Below are 12905 nucleotides of genomic sequence, written 5' to 3'. Positions count from 1 at the left end.
CTTAAAGATTTTTAAATCTTTAAGGCTTTTTACTTTTTATAGTTTCCTTAATTATAAACAAACGTCCCTTTTTCGCTGCTTATAGTAACTTGCTTTTTATCGCTTTTTTCTACGCGTCCTATAGTTTGGGCATCAATATTAAAGCTTTTGGAGATTTCAATAATATCAGCTGCTATTTCTTCAGATACATAGAGTTCCATTCGGTGGCCCATATTAAACACTTTGTACATTTCTTTCCAATCGGTACCAGATTCTTCCTGAATCAATTTAAATAATGGTGGCACTGGAAATAGATTATCTTTTATTACATGAATATCATCGTTTACAAAATGCAGCACTTTAGTTTGTGCACCGCCGCTGCAATGTACAATACCATCAATTTGTTTGCGGTATTTGTTTAAGATTTTTTTAATTACTGGTGCGTAAGTGCGGGTAGGAGATAGAACAAGTTTGCCAACCGTAATTTTTCCAAAACCATCGATTTCAATCTCATCCGTTAATTTTTTATTTCCAGAAAAAACCAAATCATGCGGCACAGCAGCATCGAAAGTTTCTGGGTAATTGTTTGCTACAGTTTTGTTAAAAATATCATGACGGGCAGAGGTTAATCCGTTAGATCCCATTCCACCATTATATTCAATTTCGTAAGTAGCCTGACCGTATGAAGCTAAACCTACAACCACATTCCCTGGTTTGATATTGTCGTTGCTAATGACGTCATCACGTTTCATGCGACAGGTTACCGTAGAGTCAACAATAATGGTTCTAACTAAATCGCCAACATCTGCAGTTTCGCCTCCTGTTGAGTAAATAGAAATGCCTTGTTCTCGTAAATCAGCAAGAATTTCTTCGGTTCCATTAATCACTGCAGCTATTACTTCGCCTGGAATCAAATTTTTATTTCTACCAATTGTTGAAGAAAGTAATATATTATCAGTCGCACCCACGCAGATTAAATCGTCGAGGTTCATGATGATTGCGTCCTGGGCAATTCCCTTCCAAACAGAGATATCATTGGTTTCTTTCCAATATACATAAGCTAAGGATGATTTTGTACCTGCACCATCAGCATGCATAATGTTGCAATAATCATCATCTCCACCTAAAATATCAGGGATGATTTTACAAAATGCTTTCGGGAAAATTCCTTTGTCGATATTTTTGATGGCATTGTGCACATCTTCTTTTGAGGCCGAAACGCCACGTTGATTGTACCTGTTATCACTCATGTTGCCGCAAAGATAAATGAAAAAGTCCGGAGTTCGAAGGCTGAAGTCAGATGTTTTAATTTCAACTGTATATTAAAAAATAATAGAAATGGAAAATGGGAGATGGGATATGTAAGATGTAAAATGGGTGATGGACATTGAAATCCGAAACTATGAAATGTAAGGGCATTCAAGTTTGAAAGCTATAATCTTAACATCCTATTATCCAATATATCCTATTCTGTTTTACCACCTCAGACACCTAAAAACAATTAAGTTTCTAATATGTATTCAAGTTTGAATGCTATAATCTTAACATCCTATTATCCAATAAATCCTATTCTTTTTACCACCTCAGACACCTAAGAACAATTAAGCTTGTAATTGTATTTAAGTTTGAATGCTATAATCTTAACATTCTATTATCCTATAAATCCTATTCTTTAAAACACTTAAATTTTGAATACTTGAATCTTAAAATCCTATCATTCTAAAAATCTTAATAAAAAAGGGCGTAAAGTTTAACCTTACGCCCTATACTTTAAACCTTACGGCTCAAAATTTATTTCATGAATAATAATTCTCTGAATTTTGGTAAAGGCCAAACGCTATCATCAACAATTTGTTCTAATTTATCTGCATGGTAGCGGATAACTTCGAAGTATGTTTTAACTTTCTCATCGTAAGCAATTGCTTTTTCACGAGTATCCTCGATTTTGTTGGTTAATTTACGTTCTTCTAACATCGCATCGATATTGGTTTTAACAATTTCTAAATGTTCCGTTAATTTTTTAACAATATCTAATGAAACTTTGCTATCAACACCGATTTCTTTTAAACCTTTAACGTTGGCTATTAATGAGTTTTGATATGCAATTGCAGCTGGGATAATTGCAGTATTTGCAACTTCGCCCATTACACGAGCTTCAATTTGTAATTTTTTATAGAAGTTTTCCAACATGATTTCATGACGAGCATGAATTTCACGTTTGCTGTAAATTCCTGTTGAATTAAATAAATCAGCAGATTTTTCAGTTAAATAAGCATCTAAAGCTTTAGGTGTAGTTTTGATGTTTGATAAACCGCGTGTTGCAGCTTCATCTTCCCACTCTTGGCTATAACCATTACCTTCAAAACGAATTGATTTCGATTCTTTAATGTATTTTTTGATTACAGTTAATAAAGCGATGTCTTTTTTATCACCTTTCTTGATTAATTTATCAACCTCAGTTTTAAATTTAACCAATTGCTCTGCCATGATTGCATTTAAGATAGTCATAGGCGCAGAAGAGTTAGCCGATGAACCAACAGCTCTTAACTCAAATTTATTACCTGTAAAAGCAAAAGGCGATGTACGGTTACGATCTGTATTATCCAACAAAATTTGTGGAATTTTAGGGATACCCAACCAAAGTGCATTATCTTCTTTAATTTTTTTGCTGATGCGTGAGTGTTCAATCTCATCTAAAACATCGTTCAATTGAGAACCAAGGAAGATAGATATAATTGCTGGTGGAGCCTCATTTGCACCTAAACGGTGGTCATTACTTACCGATGCAATACTTGCACGTAATAAATCTGCATGTTCGCTAACGGCTTTAATTGTATTAACAAAGAAAGCAAGGAACATTAAGTTGTTTTTAGGCGTTTTACCTGGTGCTAATAAATTTTTACCAGTATCTGTAATTAACGACCAGTTGTTGTGTTTACCCGAACCATTGATGCCTGCATAAGGTTTTTCGTGTAATAAAACACGGAAATGATGACGACGAGCAACTTTTTCCATCAAATCCATCAATAATTGATTGTGATCGATAGCTAAATTGATTTCTTCGTAGATAGGTGCACACTCAAATTGAGAAGGGGCAACTTCGTTATGGCGGGTTTTTAAAGGAATACCTAATTTTAAAGCCTCATTTTCAAAATCAACCATGTAACTAAATACACGCTCAGGAATTGAACCGAAGTAATGATCTTCTAATTGTTGTCCTTTAGCAGACATGTGTCCGAATAAAGCACGACCAGTTAATAATAAATCCGGACGAGCATTAAACAATGACTCATCAACTAAGAAATATTCTTGTTCGATACCTAAAGAAGCATTTACTTTAGTGATACTTTTATCGAAATATTGGCAAACATCAACAGCAGCTTTATCAAGCGCAGCTAATGCTTTTAACAAAGGTGCTTTATAATCCAAGGCTTCACCGGTATATGATACAAAAACTGTAGGGATACAAAGTGTTTTACCAGCTTTACTTTCCATGATGAACGCAGGAGATGAAGGATCCCATGCAGTATAACCACGAGCTTCGAAGGTATTACGAATACCACCATTTGGGAAACTTGATGCATCTGGTTCTTGTTGAACTAGTGCGCTTCCTGCAAATTTCTCGATAGCACCATCGCCGCTTGGCTCAAAAAATGAATCATGCTTTTCTGCAGTTGTTCCTGTTAATGGTTGGAACCAGTGTGTATAATGTGTTGCGCCAGCACTCATTGCCCAAGCTTTCATAGCTGTAGCAATTTGATTTGCGTCATCAGTGTTAATTAATTCACCCTGGTTGATGGATGATATTAACTTCTCATACACGTCTTTAGATAAGAAATCTCTCATTTTTCTCTTATCAAATACATTAGCGCCAAAAAAGTCAGAAATTTTTGCTGATGGTGATTTAACTTCTGGTGAAATTCTGTTTTGAGCCTCTTTTAATGCGATGGTTCTTAAGCTTTTCATTAATTTGTTATGTTTTTTGTCAAAAATAGTATATTTTCTCAATTTTTATGAAACAATTGTATTAAAATTCTAAAAATTATTGAAAATGAAATAAAAAAATGTTTTTGATGTTGATTATTTCATTTTTGATAAATAAAATTGATGTTTCAGCGCTTTATGGAATTATGAGTTTTCCTACATCATCCTAATAAAAAACTAAAGCTATGTTCAACTCTTCATTCAATGTGTACAAAACCGAGTGGCTCGATATTGTATTCGCAGGCAGAAACAAAAATTACGGTGCTTATGTACTTAGAACGCAATCGTCATCAATTTTAACAAAATCGCTCTTTATAGCGAGTGGTGTCTTCTTGCTTTTTTTTATCACTCCATTTATTTATGGTAAACTATTTCCAGAAAAAATTGAAGCAACAACGATTACGAAAACAGTCGAATTAACAGATGTGATCCATTCGATGAAGAAACCTGAACCGGAGAAAAAGGTAGAGCCTGAAAAATCAGAACCGGTAAAAGTTAAAACCGTTGCAATGCCATCTAAAATTGTTGTTGTTGATGAAATTGATATTCCTGAACCTCCAACTATAAAAGATATTCAAAATGCAGTTATTAGTGATAAAACTCAGGATGGCGAGATTAAACCTAATTTAGTTATCACTACAAATGCAGGAAAAGGCGATGGAGAAGTTAAGGGAAGTGATAGTGGCGCAGCAACAGGTAATGAAGTGGTTGATTTACCAGGTGTAGATGAATATCCAGAATTTGAAGGTGGAATGAAAGCCTGGGCAAAATACATTCAGCGTAATTTAAGATATCCATTTCAAGCACAAGAAAATGGAACTACCGGTAAGGTATTTTTAAGCTTTGTAGTTGAGAAAGACGGCTCGATAAGTAACGTAACTTTAGTAAGAGGAATTGGCTCTGGATGTGATGAAGAGGCGATGAAAGTAATAAAAAAATCGCCTGCTTGGAAACCAGGTAAAAATAAAGGTACGCCAGTAAGAGTTCGGTACAATTTGCCGATAAATTTTACGCTAGGCAATTAGTGATGGATGATGTAAGATGGAGGAGGGAAGATGGAGGATGGGGAATGTGAGATGGAAGATGGTGGAGGTTAAAATGAATGATGGGTTTTTTCCATTTCCCATCATCCATTTTCCATCTTGTATACTTACATTTTTTCAATCCATTTTCTAGCATTCACAAAAGCTTCCATCCATGGCGAAACTTCATCTTTACGTCCTTTTGGATAATTTGCCCAATGCCATTGAAATAATGAACGTTCTATATGCGGCATCATCACCAAATGCCGACCAGTTGTATCGCACATCATTGCTGTATTGTAATCAGAACCATTTGGGCTGGCAGGGTAACTTTCGTAAGCATATTTAGCCACAATGCTATATTTATCTTCAGAATAAGGTAAACTGAATCTTCCTTCGCCATGCGATACCCAAACACCTAAAGTACTTCCTGCTAAGGTAGAAAGCATAACCGAATTGTTCTCTGCGACCGTTAATGATGTAAAAATACTTTCGTGTTTATGACTTTCGTTATGAAGCATTTTAGGTTTTTCTTCATGGTCTTTATTAATCAAACCGAGCTCAACAAATAACTGGCAACCATTACAAACACCAACCGATAATGTATCCGGGCGGGCAAAGAATTTTTCTAAAGCAACTCTGGCTTTTTCATTATACATAAATGCTCCAGCCCATCCTTTTGCCGAACCTAAAACATCAGAATTAGAGAAACCGCCAACGGCACCAATAAATTGAATGTCTTCGAGTGTTTCTCTACCCGAAATTAAATCTGTCATGTGTACATCTTTAACATCGAAACCTGCAAGAAACATTGCGTTTGCCAATTCTCGTTCAGAATTACTTCCTTTTTCGCGAATTATTGCAGCTTTTGGTTTTGATTTACTATTATCGATAATTGGTTTTTTTCCATCGAACTGCTGAGGGAAATTGTATTTGAGTGGCTGATTTTTGTAATTATCAAAGCGCTCTTTAGCTTTAACTGCTCCACTTTGCTTTTTATCTAAAAGATAAGAAGTTTTAAACCATGTATCGCGAAGCTGATTTATATCAAATTCGTATTTATTATCGACATTTTTAATTTCTAATCTGGATGATGTAATCACCTCACCAATTTTATGGTATGAAACATGGTTTTTCGAAAGAATTTCTTCAACCGATGCGTCAGCCTGAAAAACTATTGCAACATTCTCTGCAAACAGAAGCTTTATAATGTCTTCTTCTCCCAATGCAGATAGATTTAAAGATGCACCTAAATCGATATCTGCAAAGCACATTTCTAGTAACGTGGTAATTAATCCACCGCTACCAACATCATGTCCGGCTTGTATCTGCTCATCTTTAATTAATTGTTGAATTACATTAAACGCATTTTTAAATTCTGCAGCATTTTTAACATCTGGTGTTTCTGTGCCAACTTTATTTAATATTTGTGCGAAAGAAGAGCCTCCTAGTTTATAAGTATCATTAGAAAGATTGATATAGTAAATCGAGCCGCCATCTTTCTGAAGCACAGGCTCAACCACTTTAGTTATGTCGTCGCAATTTCCACCTGCAGAAATAATAACTGTTCCTGGTGCAATTACATCGCCATCAGGATATTTCTGTTTCATCGATAGGGAATCTTTCCCGGTTGGGATATTTATGCCGAGTTCAATAGCAAAATCAGAACAAGCTTTAACGGCTTCGTACAATCTTGCATCTTCACCTTCATTTTTACAAGCCCACATCCAATTGGCAGAAAGCGATACACTTTTTAATCCATCTTTTAAAGGTGCCCAAACAATATTTGAAAGCGATTCTGCTATAGCAATTCGGCTACCTGCAGCAGCATCTATTAAAGCTGAAACCGGTGCATGACCAACTGAAGTTGCTATTCCTTCTCTGCCTAGAAAATCTAAAGCCATTACGCCGCAGTTATTTAAAGGTAACTGTAATGGTCCGGCGGTTTGTTGCTTTGCAACGCGACCACCAACGCAACGATCTACTTTATTTGTAAGCCAATCTTTTGATGCTACAGCTTCTAACTGAAGCACTTGCTCTAAATATTCGTTAATTTTTTCTGTTTGATAGGTTAAAGCTTCGTATGTTCTACTCAGCTTTTTATCTTCCATTATAACTTTTGGCGAACTGCCGAACATGTCTTTCAATTCGAAATCCATTGGCTTCAATCCTGTGGTTTCTGATTTGAAAGTGAAACGATGATTATCAGTAACTTTGCCCACAGTATACATTGGCGAGCGTTCACGGTCTGCTATTTTTTGTAAGGTTTCGATGTGATCGTTGCCAATAACCAATCCCATACGTTCTTGAGATTCGTTGCCAATTATTTCTTTTGCAGAAAGGGTAGGGTCGCCAACAGGTAGTTTATCTAAATTAATTAAACCACCAGTTTCTTCAACAAGTTCTGAAAGGCAGTTTAAATGCCCACCAGCGCCATGATCATGTATCGAAACAATAAAATTCTCTTCACTTTCTACCATGCCACGAACAGCATTTGCAGCTCTTTTTTGCATTTCGGGGTTAGAACGTTGTATCGCATTCAATTCAATACCAGAGCCATGCTGACCCGTATCGGCAGATGAAACTGCCGCACCACCCATTCCGATTCTATAATTTTCGCCACCAAGAATTACAATGTTATCGCCTTCTTTGGGTTTGTGTTTTTGCGCCTGATTCGCTTTGCCATATCCAACACCACCAGCAAGCATGATTACTTTATCGAAACCTAACGTACGGGATGTATTGCTATGCTCGTCGAAATGCTCGTGTTCGAAAGTTAAAACAGAACCAGTAATTAATGGCTGGCCAAATTTATTTCCAAAATCAGTAGCACCGTTTGATGCTTTGATTAAAATATCCATTGGGGTTTGATACAACCACTTACGCTCTTCAACACCTTTTTCCCATGGTCGATTTTCTTCCAAACGCGATAATGCTGTCATGTAAACGGCTGTTCCTGCTAAAGGCAAAGAACCTTGTCCGCCGGCTAATCTATCTCTAATTTCACCTCCAGAACCTGTTGCTGCACCATTAAAAGGTTCAACCGTAGTAGGGAAATTATGTGTTTCGGCTTTTATTGAAATTACCGATTCAAAATTACTTGTTGTATAATAATCAGGTTCATCAGCACGTTTTGGTGCAAATTGCTGTACCATCGGACCTTTAATAAAGGCTACATTATCTTTATAAGCTGATACAATATCGTTCGGGTTTTCTTCTGATGTTTTGCGAATTAATTTAAATAATGATGATGGTTGCTCTAGGCCATCTATTACAAATTTTCCATTAAAAATTTTATGACGGCAATGTTCTGAATTTACCTGAGAGAAACCAAAAACTTCTGAATCCGTTAATGGTCTTCCTAGTTTGTTTGCTAAAGAAACTAAATATTCTACCTCATCATCACTTAAAGAAAGACCTTCTTGTTTATTGTATGCTGCTATATCCTCAATCTCTAAAATTGGCTCAGGCTTAATATCAATAGTAAAAATGGTTTGCGTAAGCGTGTCGTATTTCTGCGAAAGCATTGGGTCGTAATCCGAAAAATCTTCAACCATCTTCTTAAATTCTTCAATTCTGATGATGCCATGAATATCCATGTTTTGCGTTATTTCTACCGCGTTGGTACTCCAAGGTGTTATCATCGCAGCTCTCGGACCAACAAAAAAACCGCTTAGCGCAGTTTCATTTTGTAACTTGGCACCGCCGAATAACCATTCTAATTTTGTAACATCAGTTGCTGAGATGGATTGGTTTGTTTGCAATACAAAAACTGTGTCGGATTGATTTAAGAAGAAATGAATCATGCTTTTTTTTTGAAGTTGCAAATTTAGGTTTTTTATATTTAATGCGTGAAGGAATGATGGAGTGAATGATAGAATTTTGAATAACAAAATGTAAAATTCTTCAATATCATTAAGTTATTATATTGCTTAGTTCTAAATTCAACAATATGAAATTCATCCATATTTTATGCAACTTTGCCATCATTCAATAATTCATTTCATTAAAATCAATTAGTAAATGTTTAACCGAATTCATCACATTGCTATTATTTGTTCCGATTATCAAAAATCTAAAAGCTTTTATGTTGATAAGTTGGGATTTACAGTGGTTAACGAATTTTATAGAGCAGAAAGAAAATCTTATAAATTAGATTTAGCAGTAAATGGGCTGTATCAAATAGAATTGTTTTCTTTCGAAAACCCACCTGAGCGACCATCGAGACCAGAAGCTCAAGGTTTGCGTCATTTGGCATTTGAAGTTGATGATATAGAAAAAGAAATAGAGCGATTAAATGGTTTTGATATTGATACAGAACCAATTAGAGTAGATGAAATAACAGGAAAGCGATTTACTTTTTTTACAGATCCTGATGGTTTGCCACTGGAATTGTATGAAAAATAAAAAAGTAGCCAACAATTTGGTTGTTGGCTACTTAGATACCGATCGAGTATTTACTTATTTTCACAACTCAAAGACCGGTAAAGACACGGTACATTCAAATTGCTTAACAAACATACCTTAATGCATGCAGGATGCATAGCAAACGTTTGTTAGAATTATTAACAGCGTAGCGATTCTACCTTCAGAATCCAATGGTTGATTTGTAAATTACTTTAAATCAATTATTTGTGTAAAAATAACGTTGTTAATAACATTTTATTAAAATGATGTTTTAAAAAGAATAAGTGGCAAGAAAAAATTCAATATTTAGGTTTAAGCACTTTGAAATAGATCAAACTGGGTGTGCAATGAAAATTAATACAGATGGCGTATTAATTGGTGCAATTGCACATAAAGAACAACCCGAAAATATTTTAGATATTGGAACCGGAACAGGAGTTATTGCACTGATGTTGGCTCAAAGATTTAAAAATGCTGTAATTGATGCTGTAGAAATAGACGCTTTAGCTGCTGAAACTGCAAAGCAAAACGCAGCTAACTCGCCTTTTGCAGGCTTTGTAAATATTTACAACTCTTCTATCGAAGATTTCTTAACAGATAAAAAGTACGATTTGATTGTTTCGAATCCGCCTTTCTTTGTAAATGATTTAAAGAATGAAGAGCAACGCAAAGGAATTGCGAGGCATGCAGATGATTGGTTTTTTTCTACATTAATACTCAAATCAGTTGCTATGTTAAGCGATTTTGGAAAGATTTGGTTAATTCTACCGCTGAAACAAGCAAAGAAAATTGTTGATATAGCTGCGTTAGAAGGATTGCATTTGGTAGAAATCGTTCACATTTATTCAGATAAAGGCAAACCAGAAATCAGGCAAATTATTTGTCTTGCGCAGCAAATTGATGATTTGAAGGAGTATGATTTTTATATTTACGAATCATTAAAAGTTCATACAGAACAATATCGGCATTTATTAAAGGATTTCTTTTTAGCCTTTTAACTTTGCAAAATTGCTATATTAAACTAGCCCGATTAATATATATTGCATTTAAAGTGTGATTAAAAAAATAATATGAAGCGAATAGGATTGATATCTGATACACATGGTTTTTTAGATGATGCTGTTTTTAAACACTTTGATAATTGTGATGAAATTTGGCATGCGGGTGATTTTGGCGAAGATGTTGCTGCACCACTTGCAGCCTTTAAACCACTAAGAGGTGTTTATGGTAATATAGATGATATAGCTATTCGCTCTGAGTACTCTGAACAAAATCGATTTAGCTGCGAGGGAATAAACGTCTTGATGACGCATATAGGTGGATATCCGGGTAAATACTCCGCTTCTATTAAATCAGAAATATACACTAACCCACCAAATCTTTTTATAAGTGGGCATTCGCATATTTTAAAAGTTATGATGGATGAAAAGCTTAAGTTTTTGCACATGAACCCCGGTGCGGCAGGAAAACAGGGCTGGCATAAAGTAAGAACTTTACTTCGCTTTTGCATAACTGACGAAAATATTCATACCTTAGAGGTTATAGAATTATCGGGTAGATAATGTAAAAAGTACACTAAGTATGGTATGTGGAGTTAAAACACTAGGACAATTTATCATTGAAAAGCAAGCAGATTTCCCTTATGCTAAAGGTGAATTATCCAGGCTTTTAAGAGACATTGCCATTGCGGCCAAAATTGTAAACCGAGAGGTTAACAAAGCCGGCTTGGTGGATATTCTTGGTGATATGGGTACCACAAATATCCAGGGAGAAGAACAGAAAAAATTAGATGTTTATGCAAATGAGCAGTTTATTGCTGCTTTAACCAGTGGTGGTGAATGCTGTATTGTTGCTACTGAAGAGGAAGATGAAATCATTCACATTGAATCGCCCGTATCGCAAAATGCTAAATATATCGTATGTATAGATCCATTAGATGGTTCATCAAATACAGATGTAAATGTTGCTGTAGGCACAATCTTTTCTATTTATCGCCGCAAATCTATTGATGGGAAAGCAAGTTTAACTGATGTATTGCAAAAAGGTACTCAGCAAGTTGCTGCCGGCTACATAATTTATGGTTCATCAACCATGTTGGTTTACACAACCGGGAAAGGTGTAAATGGATTTACCTTAGATCCATCTATCGGCGAATTTTGTCTTTCTCATGCTGAAATGAAAATGCCTGAAGTAGGTTATTTATATTCAATAAACGAAGGAAATTATGTGCATTTTCCTGATGGTGTAAAACAATATTTAAAGTATTGCCAGGTTGAAGATGATGCAACGAAAAGGCCATACACATCTCGTTACATTGGTTCTATGGTGGGCGATATTCACAGAAATTTAATCAAGGGTGGGATATATATCTATCCAACAACATCTAGGTCGCCAAGCGGTAAATTAAGGTTGTTGTATGAATGCAATCCGATGGCTTTTATTATCGAACAAGCAGGAGGGGAGGCTTCGACAGGTTTCGAACGTATTTTAGACATTGAACCAACAGAGCTCCATCAACGTGTTCCAATTTTTATTGGTTCTAAAACAATGGTAGAAAAAGCTGAAGAAATGATGTTGATTTACACCGGAGCACCGAAAGTTTTAAACGGAAAAGTTGAAGAGAAGTTAGAAAATTTAGGCATAGTAGGTGGAATTGATTAATCTACAGCAAAGTTGCTTTGTTACGTTCTGCTTCAAAAAAGGTATCAATTGCTAAATTTTGTTTGTTTTGCGATGCAGCAACCGCTAATCTGTCACAACGTTCGTTTTCGGGATGGTCGTTGTGGCCTTTAATCCAAATAAATTTTACCTGATGCAATTTATATACTTCAAGAAACCTTATCCATAAGTCTTTATTTTTCTTGTCTTTAAAATTTTTTGTTACCCAGCCGAAAACCCATTTTTTTTCAACTGCATCAACCACATATTTCGAATCTGAATAAATTGTAACCTGCTGGTTTAAACTTTTTAGCGCTTCCAAACCTTTAATTACGGCGAGTAGTTCCATGCGGTTGTTGGTGGTCATTCTAAATCCGCCACTAAGTTCCTTTTCATGTTTACCCGATCTTAAAATTGTTCCATAACCTCCCGGACCTGGGTTTCCACTTGCTGCACCGTCTGTATAAATCTCGATCATATGGTTGTAAAGTTATGTTTTTAGGTTTAAAATTGCGGCTTGTAGCGATTTAATAAAAAATATTTCAAATTCAAATAATTGAATAATAGCCATTTAAAATAAGTTGTAAATAGTTTATGAAAAAATATTTGCAGGAAATATTAAAAGTCGTACTTTTGTTGCTCTGAAAAAACACGGTGGTTGTAGCTCAGTTGGTTAGAGTATTGGTTTGTGGTGCCGAGGGTCGTGGGTTCGAGCCCCATCAGCCACCCCGTACGGGGCAAAAGATTTTTAACAGTCTTTTGCCCCTTTTTTTTGCCTTCTAATTCTTTGTTAATCAAATAGATACGGTTGAAGTTCTGTGTGAGTTTAGCGGTTCGATGTTTTAGATTAAAAAA

At 35.5% G+C, this 12905-nt stretch carries 9 protein-coding genes and 1 tRNA gene; 6 read left to right on the top strand and 4 right to left on the bottom strand.

The genetic code is table 11. The annotated features are described in order from the left end of the window. Positions 1 to 47: 47 nt before the first annotated feature. Positions 48 to 1229, bottom strand: a complete 1182-nt coding sequence (locus ACFOWA_RS07305) for an AIR synthase related protein (RefSeq protein ID WP_378983415.1) — start codon at positions 1227 to 1229, stop codon at positions 48 to 50. Between the two features lie 541 nt (positions 1230 to 1770). Continuing rightward, the gene (locus tag ACFOWA_RS07300) at positions 1771 to 3945 is read right to left on the bottom strand and encodes a glutamine synthetase III family protein (RefSeq protein WP_123205685.1); all 2175 of its coding nucleotides are present in this window, start codon (positions 3943 to 3945) and stop codon (positions 1771 to 1773) included. 203 nt (positions 3946 to 4148) lie between these two features. On the opposite strand from ACFOWA_RS07300, the gene ACFOWA_RS07295 reads away from it, so the two are divergent. After that, positions 4149 to 4988 carry an energy transducer TonB gene (locus tag ACFOWA_RS07295; protein ID WP_378983413.1) on the top strand — a complete coding sequence of 280 codons (840 nt, stop codon included), beginning with the start codon at positions 4149 to 4151 and terminating at the stop codon, positions 4986 to 4988. Between the two features lie 125 nt (positions 4989 to 5113). Here ACFOWA_RS07295 and purL read toward each other — a convergent pair whose 3' ends face one another. Continuing rightward, positions 5114 to 8791, bottom strand: coding sequence for a phosphoribosylformylglycinamidine synthase (gene purL, locus ACFOWA_RS07290; RefSeq protein WP_378983411.1), 3678 nt, complete (start codon positions 8789 to 8791; stop codon positions 5114 to 5116). Between the two features lie 217 nt (positions 8792 to 9008). Here purL and gloA2 point away from each other — a divergent pair, with 217 nt between their 5' ends. The 4 genes from gloA2 (at position 9009) to fbp (ending at position 12053) form a co-directional block, all read left to right on the top strand. Then, positions 9009 to 9392: an SMU1112c/YaeR family gloxylase I-like metalloprotein gene (gene gloA2 / locus ACFOWA_RS07285; protein WP_378983408.1), complete on the top strand. Its 384-nt coding sequence runs from the start codon at positions 9009 to 9011 to the stop codon at positions 9390 to 9392. A gap of 347 nt (positions 9393 to 9739) precedes the next feature. Continuing rightward, positions 9740 to 10390 (top strand): tRNA1(Val) (adenine(37)-N6)-methyltransferase, encoded by a 651-nt coding sequence (locus ACFOWA_RS07280; protein ID WP_378983406.1) that lies wholly within the window; start codon positions 9740 to 9742, stop codon positions 10388 to 10390. A gap of 72 nt (positions 10391 to 10462) precedes the next feature. Continuing rightward, positions 10463 to 10954, top strand: a complete 492-nt coding sequence (locus ACFOWA_RS07275) for a metallophosphoesterase family protein (protein ID WP_378983404.1) — start codon at positions 10463 to 10465, stop codon at positions 10952 to 10954. A 19-nt stretch (positions 10955 to 10973) separates the two neighbouring features. Further along, positions 10974 to 12053: a class 1 fructose-bisphosphatase gene (gene fbp, locus ACFOWA_RS07270; protein WP_378983403.1), complete on the top strand. Its 1080-nt coding sequence runs from the start codon at positions 10974 to 10976 to the stop codon at positions 12051 to 12053. Position 12054: 1 nt separating this feature from the next. Here the strand turns inward: fbp and rnhA are convergent, their stop codons facing one another. Then, the gene (gene rnhA, locus ACFOWA_RS07265) at positions 12055 to 12528 is read right to left on the bottom strand and encodes a ribonuclease HI (protein WP_378983400.1); all 474 of its coding nucleotides are present in this window, start codon (positions 12526 to 12528) and stop codon (positions 12055 to 12057) included. A gap of 176 nt (positions 12529 to 12704) precedes the next feature. Between rnhA and ACFOWA_RS07260 the strand changes: the two genes are divergently transcribed. Further along, positions 12705 to 12778, top strand: a tRNA-His gene (locus tag ACFOWA_RS07260). Positions 12779 to 12905: the final 127 nt, after the last annotated feature.

Origin of the sequence: Pedobacter lithocola, from assembly GCF_042650845.1 — a bacterium.
In the GTDB taxonomy this organism is placed as follows: domain Bacteria; phylum Bacteroidota; class Bacteroidia; order Sphingobacteriales; family Sphingobacteriaceae; genus Pedobacter; species Pedobacter lithocola.
This window is presented reverse-complemented; position numbering and strand designations above follow the sequence as displayed.